The 13865-nt window shown below is 58.8% G+C and carries 12 protein-coding genes, 1 tRNA gene and 1 pseudogene; 5 read left to right on the top strand and 9 right to left on the bottom strand.

The genetic code is table 11. The features are described 5' to 3' along the window. Nucleotides 1-148 precede the first annotated feature (148 nt). From CFR72_RS09530 to CFR72_RS09540, 3 genes are all read left to right on the top strand, one after another. Nucleotides 149-982: an SDR family NAD(P)-dependent oxidoreductase gene (locus CFR72_RS09530; RefSeq protein ID WP_110913724.1), complete on the top strand. Its 834-nt coding sequence runs from the start codon at nt 149-151 to the stop codon at nt 980-982. Between the two features lie 208 nt (nt 983-1190). Continuing rightward, nucleotides 1191-2159: a glucokinase gene (gene glk, locus CFR72_RS09535; RefSeq protein WP_110913725.1), complete on the top strand. Its 969-nt coding sequence runs from the start codon at nt 1191-1193 to the stop codon at nt 2157-2159. A 409-nt stretch (nt 2160-2568) separates the two neighbouring features. Then, nucleotides 2569-2916 (top strand): hypothetical protein, encoded by a 348-nt coding sequence (locus CFR72_RS09540; RefSeq protein WP_110913726.1) that lies wholly within the window; start codon nt 2569-2571, stop codon nt 2914-2916. A gap of 54 nt (nt 2917-2970) precedes the next feature. On the opposite strand, the gene msrA is transcribed toward CFR72_RS09540, so the two are convergent. The 4 genes from msrA to CFR72_RS09560 form a co-directional block, all read right to left on the bottom strand. Beyond that, nucleotides 2971-3519, bottom strand: a complete 549-nt coding sequence (gene msrA / locus CFR72_RS09545) for a peptide-methionine (S)-S-oxide reductase MsrA (protein ID WP_110913727.1) — start codon at nt 3517-3519, stop codon at nt 2971-2973. Between the two features lie 187 nt (nt 3520-3706). Further along, nucleotides 3707-6403 carry a valine--tRNA ligase gene (locus tag CFR72_RS09550; protein WP_110913728.1) on the bottom strand — a complete coding sequence of 899 codons (2697 nt, stop codon included), beginning with the start codon at nt 6401-6403 and terminating at the stop codon, nt 3707-3709. 297 nt (nt 6404-6700) lie between these two features. Then, a complete protein-coding gene (locus tag CFR72_RS09555; RefSeq protein WP_110913729.1) occupies nt 6701-8137 on the bottom strand; it encodes a TolC family outer membrane protein in 1437 nt (478 codons plus the stop codon). 125 nt (nt 8138-8262) lie between these two features. Continuing rightward, the gene (locus CFR72_RS09560) at nt 8263-8961 is read right to left on the bottom strand and encodes a protein-L-isoaspartate O-methyltransferase family protein (protein WP_244182240.1); all 699 of its coding nucleotides are present in this window, start codon (nt 8959-8961) and stop codon (nt 8263-8265) included. A 185-nt stretch (nt 8962-9146) separates the two neighbouring features. Here CFR72_RS09560 and CFR72_RS09565 point away from each other — a divergent pair. Both CFR72_RS09565 and CFR72_RS09570 read left to right on the top strand, forming a co-directional pair. After that, nucleotides 9147-9220: transfer RNA gene (locus tag CFR72_RS09565), tRNA-Cys, on the top strand. Between the two features lie 157 nt (nt 9221-9377). Continuing rightward, entirely contained in the window at nt 9378-10580 is a 1203-nt protein-coding gene (locus CFR72_RS09570) for a tyrosine-type recombinase/integrase (RefSeq protein ID WP_110913731.1), read from the top strand. Nucleotides 10581-10799: 219 nt separating this feature from the next. Here CFR72_RS09570 and CFR72_RS17210 read toward each other — a convergent pair whose 3' ends face one another. The 5 genes and pseudogenes from CFR72_RS17210 to CFR72_RS09585 all read right to left on the bottom strand — a co-directional run. Beyond that, nucleotides 10800-11291 carry a hypothetical protein gene (locus CFR72_RS17210; RefSeq protein WP_146220701.1) on the bottom strand — a complete coding sequence of 164 codons (492 nt, stop codon included), beginning with the start codon at nt 11289-11291 and terminating at the stop codon, nt 10800-10802. 36 nt (nt 11292-11327) lie between these two features. Continuing rightward, nucleotides 11328-12455: a P-loop ATPase, Sll1717 family gene (locus tag CFR72_RS17215; protein WP_146220702.1), complete on the bottom strand. Its 1128-nt coding sequence runs from the start codon at nt 12453-12455 to the stop codon at nt 11328-11330. A 455-nt stretch (nt 12456-12910) separates the two neighbouring features. Continuing rightward, nucleotides 12911-13222, bottom strand: a complete 312-nt coding sequence (locus CFR72_RS09575; protein WP_110913732.1) for a hypothetical protein — start codon at nt 13220-13222, stop codon at nt 12911-12913. Next, nucleotides 13219-13725: pseudogene (locus CFR72_RS09580) on the bottom strand (hypothetical protein); the annotation flags it as partial. The pseudogene CFR72_RS09580 and the gene CFR72_RS09575, both read right to left, overlap by 4 nt. A gap of 10 nt (nt 13726-13735) precedes the next feature. Beyond that, nucleotides 13736-13865 (bottom strand): transposase domain-containing protein (locus CFR72_RS09585; RefSeq protein ID WP_146220696.1); only part of this gene is annotated, 130 nt, incomplete at its 5' end.

Below are 13865 nucleotides of genomic sequence, written 5' to 3' on the forward strand. Positions count from 1 at the left end.
GTCCGCAGCTTCCTGACTGTGCGCGCATCAGCCAGTGCCGCGCGGCGGGGCACGGCGTGGCGGAGATGCCCGCGAGTGGTGTAGAAAGGTTGAATAACCCGTTCGTTGTGCTGATGGCACAAAATGGTGGTGGAAAGGAAGACAGACAATGGAAGCACAGCCCAGCCAGACCATGAACGGGGCCCATGGACGGGTGCTGATTACCGGTGCATCGGGGGGGATCGGCGCGGAACTGGCGCGGCTTTATGCCCGGAAGGGGCGCAATCTCCTGCTCTGGGGGCGTGATGCGGGCCGGCTGGAGGCCATCGCACGCGACTGCCGCGGTTGCGGGGTCAATGTCACGACGCGCGCGCTTGACCTGCAGGACGGGCATGCCGCCATCGCGGCCTACCGCGAGGATGACGCCGCCACCCCCATCGACCTTGCCATCCTTGCCGCAGGGCTTGGCGACATGAAGACCGCCGACGATGTGACCGAAAAGGCGGAGATGGTGCTGGAACTCGGGCTGGTCAATTACGCCACCCCGTCGGCCATGGCCGCCGCCGCGGCAGAGGCCATGGTCCGGCGCGGACACGGGCATATCGTGCTGATCGGCTCGGTCGCGGCCTTCCATGCCATACCGTTCGCCGCCGCCTATTCCGGGTCCAAGGCCGGGCTGAAGCGGTTTTCGGAATCGCTGCACATGGCGCTGGCGCCGCATGGGGTCGGGGTCACGCTGGTTTCCCCCGGCTTTGTCGATACGGCAATGAGCCGCCGCGTGGTGGGCTTCAAGCCGTTCATGCAGACCCCGGCCTCCGCCGCGCGGCAGATCGCCCATGCGGTCGATCGCGGGCAGGCGCATCTGGTGTTCCCGTTCCTGTTTTCCATCCTGCGCTTTGTGGACGTCATCGTGCCATGGCCGCTGAAGCGGTGGATCCTGTCACGGCTGAAGGCAGGCCAGGTGCCGCGCGGGCAGGCACCGCAGGATGGACAGAAAAAATAATATTCCTGCGATCCGATGTCGGAATTGATGGGATAACGTGACTTTTATCAATGTCATTCGTCATCTCCCTGCCTTAGCTGGGGAGACAACCCATCACTATTTTAGAGGATCTGATTTGACGGGGACGGGACTTGCGACGTTTCATGGCGTGCAACGGGCCCGCACCCCCGAAAGAAGATTGCCTGCTGACTGCGGAGAATAATCCCACATGAAAGAAATTGTAGCCGTCGATATCGGTGGAACCCATGCCCGTTTCGCACTGGCGCAGGTGGAGGGCGGCCGTGTCGTCAGCCTGGGCGAGGCCACGACCCTGAAATGCGCCGAACATGCCAGCCTGCAACTGGCGTGGGAGGCATTTGGCCGCGTGGTGGGCAAGCCCCTGCCGCGTGCGGCGGGCATTGCGGTCGCATGCCCGATCAAGGGCGATATCCTGAAGCTGACGAACAACCCGTGGGTCATCCAGCCCGCGCAACTGGGGGCCAAGCTGGGCATTGACGAGCATGTGCTGGTCAATGATTTCGGCGCTGTCGCCCATGCGGTCGCACAGGTGGGTGAAGAAAGCCTCCAGCATGTCTGTGGGCCGGACATGCCGCTGCCCAAGGAAGGGATCATCACGATTGTCGGTCCCGGCACGGGTCTGGGTTCCGCCTATGTCGTGCGGCGCAAGGGTGGGTATTTCGTGTGCGAGACCGAGGGCGGGCATATCGATTTCTCCCCCCTCGACCAGTTCGAGGACCGTATCCTGCAACTGCTGCGGCTGCGCTATCGCCGGGTGTCGGTGGAGCGCGTGGTGTCGGGGCCGGGCCTTGCCAACCTCTATGAGGCCATTGCCGAGATCGGCAACCTGCCGGTGCGCACCCGTGATGACAAGACGCTGTGGACCATGGCGCTTGATGGCAGCGACCACGTGGCAGGCGCCGCGCTGGAGCGGTTCTGCCTGTCGCTGGGCACGGTTGCGGGCGACCTGGCGCTGGCGCAGGGCGGTGGCAGCGTGGTGATCGCCGGTGGGCTGGGGCTGCGTCTGGCCAAGCATCTCGGCGCGTCCGGCTTTGCGGAGCGGTTTGTCGCCAAGGGACGGTTCGAAAGCCTGATGGCCGCGATGCCGGTCAAGCTGATTACCTATCCCCAGCCGGGGCTGCTTGGCGCTGCGGCGGCATTTGCCGAGGCCTATCGCTAGGATCCACGGATATCGTGCCCGTACGCGTCGCCTGAGGCGCGTGACGGGACAGGCAGGGGCGGCGGGACGTATGATCCCGCCGCCCTTTTTTTGTCCGTTGGCCTGTGTGGGGGCCTCTGGGGCAGGGGAGAGGCATGATCGGGGCTTTGTTTTTATCGCACATTACATAATTCATATGGTGATATAGGGGGGAGCCTGTACGCGGTCCGGGGCAACTTCCGGTGGTTCCGTGGGGTTGTGCACGAAGCATGGAGCAGGCCGCGCACCGGATCTTTATGTGCGGACCTGCATGGTTTCATGGTGTCGTGGCAGGGAACAGGGAACGGGAGGAAAATTGCGGTCCGCTGCATGGTGCGCAGTTGGTGCGGAAACGATAGAAATGTCAGTGAAACCCGAGGGAGAAGACCCGATGAATCTCAAACCGATCCTAGATGCCTATTCCGCCCTGTCCGCGCAGATGGACCAGAGTTCCAGTGACGTGCTGGAGATCGCCACCGTGCTGAAGGATGGGGTGAAGAACAAGGACCCGCAGGCCGTCGCGTGCATGAAACTGGTGCAGGATATCGCGGCCTCGCACGAGGCGGAGCACCAGAAGCTTGCGGCATTGTGGCGGGAACTGAACGCGGCCATTCCCACCCTGCCCAAATACCCGGAGGACGGGGTCAACGGGGTTGCCATTGAACAGGCGCAGTCCCCGCGACTGGGGCTGAGGTCATTTTTTGATGGGCTGATGGACGGGTTCGACCCGAAGCCCTGATATGTCCGGTTGCATCCTCCATCCCGGGATCCGGCGGGATGGAGGATGTTGCGATCAGGCTGTTGTCAGGCGATCACGGAACAGCTTGCGGATCTTTGCGATCTTGGGCGGGATGACTGCGGCGCAGTACGGATTGCCCGGATTTTTGGCGAAATAGTCGTGGTGATAGGTTTCGGCGGGATAGAAATGATCCAGCGGCACGATCTGCGTCACGATCGGGTCGGGCCAGACATGGGCGGCCGTCAGTCCGTCGCACACCTCATGGGCGATCCGGTCCTGTTCCGGTGACAGGGTGAAAATGGCCGAACGGTACTGCGTGCCGACATCATTGCCCTGCCGGTTCAGGGTTGTCGGGTCATGCAGGACGAAAAACATGCCCAGCAGGTCGCGATAGGACAGGAGGGCGGGATCGAATTCGATTCGCACGACCTCCGCATGGCCTGTCTTTCCGGTGCAGACCGCCTCATAGGTCGGGTCAGGCGTCTGCCCGCCGGCATAGCCGGGTTCGATCGAAAGGACGCCGCGTATCTCACGCAGGGGCGCTTCGATACACCAGAAGCATCCACCGGCCAGAACGGCTGTCTCTGTCTTGTGCTGTGTCATGGGAGGCTCCCTGCCTGCCTGAAACTGATAAAAGTTCTTGGTGAAGCTTTTTTTCAGAAAGCTTCGAGGAACGCCGCCTTTTTCGATCAGAAGACGGCACCCGAAAACTTTTACTTTTTTACCAAACGATTGTTTTTCAATAGTTTGTCAGGATGAAGGTCCGCCGCCAGTGATGGCGGCGGCACGATCAGGAAATACGCGCCAGCGCGGCATCAAGGCGGATGCGCTCCGCACGGAACGCGGCCAGGCGTTCGCGGTTTTCCTCCACCACCTCGGGCTTGGCGCGGGCGACGAAATCGGCATTGCCCAGCTTGCGCTCGACCTTGGCGATTTCCCCATCGACCTTGCCACATTCCTTCTCCAGACGCTGGCGTTCCTGCGCGATGTCGATGATCCCGGCAAGCGGCAGGACCAACGTGGCCTCATCCACCACCAACTGCGCAGCACCCTGCGGCATGTCCCCTTCCAGCGGCAGGACTTCGGACACGCGGGCCATACGGCCGATGGCCTCGGACCATTTTTCCGCGCGCGCCAGTGTCTGCGCCGATGCATCGCGCAGCAGGACGGGGGCAAGGCGTGACGGCGGCACGTTCATTTCCGCCCGCACGGTGCGGATTTCGGTGATGAAGCGGATCAGCCATTCCATCTCCGCCCCGGCCTGCGCGGCATCGGTCACGGTGTCGGGCACGGGCCATGCCGCCTGCATCAGGCTGCCCTGCGCGCCATAGCCGAAGCGGTGCCACAACTCATCAGTGATGAACGGCATCACCGGTTGCAGCAGGCGCAGGATCAGGCCCAGTACATGTGCCGTGACCGCACGGGTTTCGGCGGCTTCGGGTGTATCCCCTTCGGCGTTGAAGACCGGCTTGGCGAATTCAAGGAACCAGTCGCAGAAGCAGTTCCACACAAAGCGGTAGCAGGTGGCCGCGTATTCATCGAAACGGAAGGCCTCCAGCGCCGCCGTGGCATCCGTGACCGCGCGCCCGGCCTCGGCCAGCAGCCAGCGGCCCAGCGGGGACTTTACAGTGGCGGGATCGAAGCCCGCCACCGGGGCGACACGGTTCATTTCGCAAAAACGCGCGGCATTCCAAAGCTTGGTGGTAAAGGAGCGGTATTCCTCCACCTTCCTGCGGCCCAGCTTCACATCGCGGCCCAGGCCCGTCAGCGCGCAGATCGTAAAGCGCATGGCGTCCGCGCCATAGGTGTCGATCATCTCCAGCGGGTCGATGCCGTTGCCCTTGCTCTTGGACATCTTCTGCCCGCGTTCGTCACGGACCAGCCCGTGGATGAACACCTTGCGGAACGGTACGTCCTTCATGAAGTGCAGGCCCATCATCATCATCCGCGCAACCCAGAAGAAGATGATGTCAAACCCCGTGACCAGCACGTCGGTGGGGTAATAACGCGCAAGTTCCGGCGTCTGTTCCGGCCACCCAAGGGTGGAGAACGGCCACAGCGCGGAGGAGAACCACGTATCCAGCACGTCCTCGTCCCGGGTCAGGGCCTCGTCATGGCCGTAATGCGCGCGGGCCTGCGTTTGGGCGTCGGCTTCGTCATGGGCGACGAACACATGCCCGTCCGGGCCGTACCATGCCGGGATGCGGTGCCCCCACCAGAGCTGGCGGCTGATGCACCAGGGCTGGATGTCGCGCATCCATGCAAAGAAGGTGTTTTCCCACTGGCGCGGCACGAATTCGACACGTCCCGTCTCCACCGCCTCGATCGCGGGGGCGGCGAGGGTGGCGGCATCGCAGTACCACTGCGTCGTCAGGCGGGGTTCGACCACCGCGCCGCTGCGTTCGGCATGGGGGACCTGGTTGGTGTGCGCCTCGATCTTCTCCAGCCATTCCAGCCGTTCAAGCTCGGCCACGATCGCCTTGCGCGCCTCGTCACGCGGCATGCCCTGCAATGTGCGGACAAAGGCGGGATCGGCGATGCCATCTTCGGCGCGCAGTTCGTCCTCGATCTCCTCCAGCGTGATGCGGGCATCGGCGTCGAGCACGCTGGGCATGTCGAGGTTGTGGCGACGTCCGACCTCGAAATCGTTGAAGTCATGGGCAGGCGTGATCTTGACCGCGCCGCTGCCTTTTTCAGGGTCGGAATGTTCGTCCGCGACGATGCGGATGCGCCGTCCCGTCAGCGGCAGGATGACCGACTGTCCCACAAGGTCGGCATAGCGTTCGTCATCGGGGTGGACCGCCACCGCCATGTCGCCCAGCATGGTTTCGGGCCGCGTGGTCGCCACCGTGATGGTGCGGCCCGGCTGTCCCTCCACCGGGTAGCGGATGTACCACAGGCTGCCGCGCATTTCCTTATTATCGACCTCAAGGTCGGAAATGGCGGAGCGGAACGCCGGGTCCCAGTTGACGAGGCGCCGGTCGCGATAGATCAGCCCCTCGCGATACAGGGTGACGAAGACTTCACGCACGGCCTTCGACAGGCCCTCATCCATCGTGAAGCGCTCACGCGGCCAGTCGAGGGAGGAGCCGAGGCGACGCAACTGCGTCGTGATGCCGCCGCCGGACTGCGCCTTCCATTCCCACACGCGCTTCTCGAACGCTTCGCGGCCCAGTTCCTGCCGCGACGTGCCTTCCTTCTGCAGCATCCGTTCGACCACAAGCTGCGTCGCGATGCCGGCATGGTCGGTCCCGGGCTGCCACAGGACATCACGCCCCTGCATGCGCCGCCAGCGGATCAGCGTGTCCTGCAACGTCATCGTCAGGGCGTGGCCGACATGCAGCGTGCCGGTGACGTTCGGCGGCGGGATCATGATGGTATAGGGGCGGTGCGGACTGCTGGGATCGGCGGCGAATGCTCCGCATCCCTCCCACAATGCGTAAAGGGAGGTTTCCGTCTCGCCGGGGGAGAAAGACTTATCGAGCATTGCTAAAAACCAGATCCACCTAAATCAGACGCAGGGCGCACGACATGTCCGCCGCACGCAGATATACCCCAATCCGCCACGAAAGAAACGGCGCAAGATGCGCGGGTTGTTTGGGAGAGGATCAGGGCTCTGCCCTGAAACCCGCCAAAGGGCATTGCCCTTTGGAAACCATGACGTCAGGGAAGGGCAAAAGTCAGCCTCGGCATGATTTCGCAGGGTAGCAGAAGTTTTTGGTGAAGCTTTTTTCAAAAAGCTTCGAAGAACATTGCGTGTCCGGAGCAAAGACGACGCCCGCACTCAGCGTCCCGGCTCCTTGAGGGCATAGTCGCTGATGCCCCACAGCCGGTCATGCACGGCCTTGTAATACGCCTTTTCATTATAGAGCGGCACATCAAGGTTCAGGTCACGCGCCGTCAGCCGTCCGATTGCCGCGACCTCCTGATAGGACGCCTGCACGAGGCTGCCGAGGCTCATGACCAGGGCGACCTGTGCCTGCAGCAGGGTTTCCTGCTGCTGCAGGACGGCAAGGGTCGTGCCGGTGCCGACGATCGCCTGCCGTTCCACCCCGGCAAGGGCGGAGATGTTGGCCGAAATCGCCTCGCGGTTGCTGGTGATGGCCGCACGGTTCGCAAGGATGCGCTGCCAACTGGCCTGCGCAAGCTGTATGGCGCTGCGGCGCTGGGCCTCCACGGCGCGATGGGCCTGCGCGACCTGCTGCTTGGCGGCGCGCACGGCGGCGTATTCGCTGCCGCCCTGATAAATCGGGACCGAAGCGGAGACGAGCGCCATCTTGTTGTCGTAGTTGGAACGTCCTTCCTCCTGGTTGATGTCATGGGCGTAGCTGGCCTGCGCGCTGATGGAGGGCAGCAGCGCCGCAAAGGCGACGCCCACCGCGTCCTTGCGCGCGGCCTCGTCAAACAGGGCGGCGATGACGCTGGGGTTGTTTTCCACCGCGCGCGCCGTGGCGTCCTGTTCCGACTGCACCGGCAGGACAAGTGGCTGTGGCGGTTGCAGGTTGTCCGGGGCTTCCGTGCCGACCACCTGCAGGTAGGTCGCGCGCGCCGCCTCCAGCGTGCCTTCGGCCTGCTGGCGCGTGGCGCGCGCGGCCGACAGCGCGGCCTGTGCCTGTGCCACGTCGGTATGCGTGATCTCGCCCCCGTGGGCACGCAGTTCCGTGGTGTGGAGCTGTTCTTGGTACAATTTCTCGTTATTGATATCGATCTGGAGGATCTGCTGGTCCTCGATCACGCCGACATAGGCGTTGACGACATCGGTGAAGACCTGCTGCTCGGTCAGGATCAGGCGCGCGCGTTCCGCCATCACGTCATGCACGGCACGGTGGGTAGAGGCCGTGGTGCGCCCGCCGGTATAGATCGGTTCGCTGATGTTCACGCCCGCGCCATAGCCGGGCAGGTCATAGCGTCGGGCATATCCGTTTCCGCCGCCTTCGGGGGCCATCAGCATGCTGCCGCTGTAATAGCTCATGTTGGCGGTGCCGGTGATGGTCGGCCGCCATCCGCCAAGGGCCGCGGGTACCTGTTCGTCGGTCGCGCGCAGGGTGGCGCGCTCCTTGCGCAGGACCGGATTGCTCAGATACGCGGCGGCCAGTGCCTCCTGCAGGGTATGGGGAACCGTGACGGGGGCTTCCGGCGCGGGCGGCGGCCTGCGTGCCAGTGCCGTACCCGCATGCAGGCTGGCGGCAAACCCGATTCCAGCGACCCAGTATCCCTTCATGTAATATCCCCAGCGTCCGGCCCATGGCGCAGGCGTAACTGCCTGCGGGGCTGACACTATCGCGGGGATATTGCGCTCAGGTTAACCGCCTCCGGCACGTGCGCGATGCGGGGCGTGCCGCCGTTTCAGGCATAGGCATCGAACGAGAAGGCCGGGGCAGGGGCGAGTTCCGGCAGCAGGGGCACATTTGCATCGAATATCGCGCGCGTGGCGGTGCCGTCCGCCGTGGGTTGGACGATGCAGACCGACGGCACGCCATCCACCGGCCAGATCGGGGCGACGATGCGGCCGTCGGGCGCGCATTGCGCGACAAGGGCGGGCGGGATGGTGCGGACCGCCCCGTCGATCAGGATCAGGTCATAAGGCGCATTGCCCGGCACGCCCGCCGACAGGGGGCCTGCATGCCATGTGACCTCCGGCGCGAAGGTCTGGCACAGGGACCGCCCGATGGCCGCAAGGGCCGCGTCGGATTCCAGTGCGTCGATCCGCAGTCCTTCCTGCATCGCCGAGGCCAGCGTCACGAGGTAGCCCGTCCCGGCGGCCACCAGCAGCACGCGCTCGCCTTCCTGCGGGGCGGCGACCTGCAGCATGCGTGCAGCCACGCGCGGTTCCGTCAGTACCCGCCCGTCCGGCAGGGGCAGGGACTGGTCCGCATATGCGAATTCCCGCATGGATTCGGGAACGGCCAGTTCGCGCGGCACGCGGCGCATCGCGGCGATGATGCGCGGGTCGTTCACCTGTGCGTGGCGGATCTGCGCATCGACCATGCGCTGGCGCGCCGCCTCGTAATCAAGGGGGGGATATTCGATAACTGGCTGCTTCATGACCTTCCCTTCCATCGGCTCCCGCCCGGGCGGGACGACGTTCCGTGCAATCGCGACGGGTGCTTGATTGTTGTTTCCCGCACGTTCCGTTCTATTCCCGCTTTTCATGTCTGCCTAGCAGGTTGGTCGCACACAACGGCTTGACCTGCGGCGCGATTGAGTGGATATAGCGCTTGTCCCGGTCAGGTCCGGTGGCAGAGTGGTGATGCAGCGGACTGCAAATCCGTGAATGTGGGTTCGATTCCCGCCCGGACCTCCAATCCTTCCATGACAGGGAAGGACCGTGGTTGACATATTCCCCGAAAAACAGCGGTTTTCATCGCATAACTTTGGACATGCGATGACATGGGGAGTCACCGAATGATGCAGCTTGTGGGGGTATCCGTGGGGGTATCGTCAAAAGGGCGGGGGTATCGATGCTGACGGATGCTGCCGTCAGGCGTGCCAAGCCCCAAGAAAAGCCTTACAAAATACACGACTCGGGTGGTTTGCATGTCCTGGTCAAACCGAATGGCTCACGCCTGTGGCGGCTGAAATACCGCTTTGGCGGCAAAGAGAAACTGCTTTCGATCGGCGCATATCCTGAGGTTTCGCTGTCCGGTGCCCGCAAGGCGCGGGATAGCGCGAAGGAAGAATTGCGCGCAGGACGGGATCCGTCACTGACAAAAAAGCAGCGCCGCGCCGAGGCCGCCTGTACCAAAAACCATCTCCGATCCGTTGGAGAGGCGTGGCTGAAAATCAAAAAACCGATCTGGAGCGAGGTTCATTCGCAGAACGTTGAATATACGCTCCAGCGGTTCATCTGGCCGAAACTGGGCAATATCCCCGTGACCGACATCAGCCCGCCCATGGTGCTGGAGGTTATAGAAGGAATCGGCAGGACAGGGTCACGGGATACCGCGCAGCGAGTCCGGCAGCGGCTATCGGCGATTTTCATTTATGGCATCGCCTGCGGCCTGGGCAATTCCGATCCAGCAGCTGTAATCAAGGAAGCGCTTCCCCCCGTCCAGAAAGGCAATTTCCCGGCGATCACCGATCTGCAGACCCTGCGCGGCATGTTGCGGGCGATCGAGGATATACCGGCCCATCCGGTGACGCTACTGGCAATCAGGTTTCTGGCGCTTACTGCCGTTCGCCCAGGCGAGGTACGCGCCATGCCATGGAGCGAACTCGACGGGGATACATGGCTGATACCAAGCGAACGGATGAAAATGCGGCGGCCACATCTTGTCGCACTATCGCGCCAGGCGCAGGAAACGATTGATGCGGTCAGAACCCTGACGGGACGGGGGCCTCTTGTTTTCCCGAATGCCCGGTGGGCTCACAAACCGATGTCGGACAATGCGATGAGCACGCTATTGAAGCGAGCGGGCTTCGCAGGCATGCATGTTCCGCATGGGTTCAGGTCGTCATTTTCGTCAATTATGAACGAACAGTATCCGCAGGATAGAGCCATTATTGATCAAATGCTCGCACATGTTTCGCAGAACAAAGTCGAGGCGGTCTACAATCGGTCGGAACATAAAGACCGAAAGCGTCAATTGGCGCAGGATTGGGCTGATATGCTGGTAGAGGGGTTTCGCTGTCCTGCAGATCTGCTTTTGAATCGTCGCCGCTGATTGTAGACGACCGTTGTCACCACACAAAGCGACACGACTGACGCGCGCAGACATATCAGAGAATGATAAACAAACTGCGCAACTTCTTCTAATTGCTATTCCGGATCCGTCACGCAAGCTTTGGAATGGTCGCGCAGTTCTGACACATGACGCTGAGTAGCACTTTGCACAGAATACGAAGGCGCGACCTTTCATGGAATTATTTTAGTAATTCATATACTATTGCTCTGAAGATCTAATACTTAAGGAAACACAAAAGGCCTTATGAACATAAACCTTAGTTGTCATCTCTATATGATACTTTTCAATATTTATATTTTCTGAAAATGAAAAAACACGCCGTTGCTGCGGAGTTAATTTAAGGCCTACTACTCCTACTTTGTAAAGAACGTTAAGTATTGATTGCATAAATGCCAATCCATATCTTGATAAACCTAAGTATGCATTGGCTGCCTCTTCTGAGAATGGGTAGTTTTTTTCTTTGCATGTGTCTGAAAATTTTCCAGAAAATTCTTCAAATTTTGAGTTTATCAGGTGAGCTACCTCAACCCCATCTTTCATTCCCCTAATGACCTCTAAAAAGTCTTTTAAATATGGGTAATCACGACTCCACTCTTCGCGGATGGCAATTATTCGTTCGCTTGAATAATTATATTCGGCTTGTTTTATAAAATCTTCTGTAATAAAAGACTGGCCCTCTGCTTTTTCCATACACTTATTGAAAAAAGATATCGCCTCTCTAGGTCTTCAAAATGTTCGGTCAAGTATATAATCAATTCCGCTTTGTTTTCCATTTACCTTTTTTGCTATGACATCGTTTATATGAACGCTTTTGTTGGTATATCTATGCTCAAATAGATAATCTACGCGTTTTGATAATAAGTCTGTTAATTCTTTTTTTGTCCATTTCATTGGAAGAAAGTAACCAGAAAACTTCTCAGATTGGAATCCTGGACTTGTAATGCTATCAAATAAACTTTCTATTAAATCAAGACGCATTGTAATTATTATTTTAACATTAGACATACACTGGAGTGATTTTATCGTTTCAAATAAAGCTTTTATGAGCTTAAATCTTATTTTATCATCGGCCCAGTCGTAATCTAAGCTATCAATGCATATGTACCATATATTATTTTTATCATTAAATACATTTTCAGATAAAACATTTATGACATTATCAAGCGATGCCATTTGTACTCTGTCAACAATTGCTGTCTGCCCATGGTGGACGATGTCTTGCTTTTCTTCTTCTGTCAGGTCTCGTAATCCTTTAACTCCTAATTTTGCTTTTCCATAAACACTTGCGTCGACATTCGCTTCTAATTTTTTTTCAAGAGTTTGAGTTAATTGGGTGGTCCGATGTTCTTCATCTATCCAAAATCGATCCCCCCATTCGTTTATATAATCTAATGCGGCTTTTTTTGTATTGTAATTTTTGCTAAATCCAGAAAACATCTGTCTGAGTCGTGATAAATCATTTCCGGCATTTATATTGTATTTCACCTTTATGAGTTCTGTTGTAAATATATGTTTCCATAGCAACTTATAAAAGCTGTCCATTTGTACTCCAGCAGCTTCGAAAAAGTTCAAAACCGAAGAGTTGGAAATATTTGTCAGCGCTAAATTTTCAGGGTTTATAGTTATAACATTATTTTTTGTATCTATAATGTGCTGTATTATTGCGGATTTACCACTTCCAGTTCTTCCTAGTAGTACGCATTGCTTCATGTGAATATCTACGGCAATAGATACGATCCCATTATTTACAAAGCATGAGCGCAGGAAATCTATGTCAGCTTCGGCAGCAGGTTCGCCAATCTTATAACCTTTTCTAAAAACTATGTTTTCATGGGTGCCTGGAGATGTGGCCATAGGAGAAACTTGCTCATATGTTATTGAGAGATATAAAGTTGCTTACACCTTTATGTTATTTTCGCCGTATTTCAAAGCCTAGGAATAAAGGCTTGCTGGCTTTCTCATTTCCGGGTATGGGAAACGCAGCATGGTTTGCTCCTGTACCTTTCCAGGAGACAATCGGGTAGGTAGCGACAGCTTTTGTCGAGACTGATTCCTTAGGGTGTATGCCTTTAATAATTGGGTATGTATCCTAGTGTTGAAAACTGCGCTGTCCGTCGTTTCGTTCAACAGAAGATAAGGCTCTAGGATGTTAATCTAATGGTTCTTAATCTGCTTGAATTCACAGCAGTTAACAAAGATAAGTCAAACCTCCTTAGAGCCTCAACTAAGGAGGTTTGTTCTTTTTCACCCCTCTCGTCTCACGGCAACGATCCAACGTCGTTCGTGGTAGAGAAACAGATGCTTTTGGCCTAAAGCAAGATGAAGCCGCCCACGAACGGCACGGCCGGTCTCCTTGGGGCACAGTGTCGCCCATTCCAATTCATGATCGGTTCCGCTACCCGGTCCCGCAACGCCGCCAGATCCGCGATCAGCCGTGCCGCCTCCTCGTGCCGTGCAGCCCGCTCCGGCGTCCAGTCGGCGGCATGGGAGACGGACACAGCCCCGGCCTGCGCCAGTGATGCCTGTATCCCCAACATCGCCGCCGGGATCGTGGTCTGCACGCGTGGCTGACTGGCGCAGGCGGACAGGGCCAGCAGTCCGGCCAGCAGTGCCGACCTCATGCCGCACCCCGCAGATACGCATCGTTGGCGGCGATCAGTGCTTGCCAGATGCCCTTGGTCGTGGGCATGAGCTGCCGCCATGCCAGCCCGTGAGCCTCCATGATTCGGGACCGCAGCCAGCGCCAGGTGGCCCGCTGTTTCGTGCCCCACGTTAGCAGGGTGACGAGATCGGTATTGTCGGTGCCGGTATAATCCCAACCGAGCAGGCAATGGCCGCCCGCGCTGCCGGGCGTCGGATCGCCGTGATCGGCAGGCGTATCGGTATCCCACACGGGAGCCAGCGCACCGGACGCATCCTCCCACATGTCGGACTCGGCCAGCCGTACACCCAGATAGACAGCCGATAGCCCTGCAATGATATTGCGGACGCCATTCAGGTCGGACGGATCGGCACTCCCCCAGACGGGAAACAGGGTCTGGTTGGTGATGGCGTACCCGGATCGCTGGGCTGTAGTCAGAACGTCGACCTCGATCCCACCGTTGTCCGTAACCGGCCGCTCTGGGCCGCCTTGATTATGCGGCCTGTCTGTGCAGTGTATTCACGGGTTTCCAGTTCCATGGCAACAGTTCGTGGAGCCGGTTGATCTTGTGCTCGTTGATACGGGCCAGGACGTCGGCGAGGTAATCGTGCGGATTAAGCCGG

The sequence above is a fragment of the Gluconacetobacter entanii genome, assembly GCF_003206495.1.
Taxonomy (GTDB): Bacteria; Pseudomonadota; Alphaproteobacteria; order Acetobacterales; family Acetobacteraceae; genus Novacetimonas; species Novacetimonas entanii.

Bases quoted from the DNA above. Each gene is read 5' to 3' on its own strand.
- CFR72_RS09530 (WP_110913724.1), top strand. From the start codon at position 149: ATGGAAGCACAGCCCAGCCAGACCATGAACGGGGCCCATGGACGGGTG.
- glk (WP_110913725.1), top strand. From the start codon at position 1,191: ATGAAAGAAATTGTAGCCGTCGATATCGGTGGAACCCATGCCCGTTTC.
- CFR72_RS09540 (WP_110913726.1), top strand. From the start codon at position 2,569: ATGAATCTCAAACCGATCCTAGATGCCTATTCCGCCCTGTCCGCGCAG.
- msrA (WP_110913727.1), bottom strand. From the start codon at position 3,519: ATGACACAGCACAAGACAGAGACAGCCGTTCTGGCCGGTGGATGCTTC.
- CFR72_RS09550 (WP_110913728.1), bottom strand. From the start codon at position 6,403: ATGCTCGATAAGTCTTTCTCCCCCGGCGAGACGGAAACCTCCCTTTAC.
- CFR72_RS09555 (WP_110913729.1), bottom strand. From the start codon at position 8,137: ATGAAGGGATACTGGGTCGCTGGAATCGGGTTTGCCGCCAGCCTGCAT.
- CFR72_RS09560 (WP_244182240.1), bottom strand. From the start codon at position 8,961: ATGAAGCAGCCAGTTATCGAATATCCCCCCCTTGATTACGAGGCGGCG.
- CFR72_RS09570 (WP_110913731.1), top strand. From the start codon at position 9,378: ATGCTGACGGATGCTGCCGTCAGGCGTGCCAAGCCCCAAGAAAAGCCT.
- CFR72_RS17210 (WP_146220701.1), bottom strand. From the start codon at position 11,291: ATGGAAAAAGCAGAGGGCCAGTCTTTTATTACAGAAGATTTTATAAAA.
- CFR72_RS17215 (WP_146220702.1), bottom strand. From the start codon at position 12,455: ATGGCCACATCTCCAGGCACCCATGAAAACATAGTTTTTAGAAAAGGT.
- CFR72_RS09575 (WP_110913732.1), bottom strand. From the start codon at position 13,222: ATGAGGTCGGCACTGCTGGCCGGACTGCTGGCCCTGTCCGCCTGCGCC.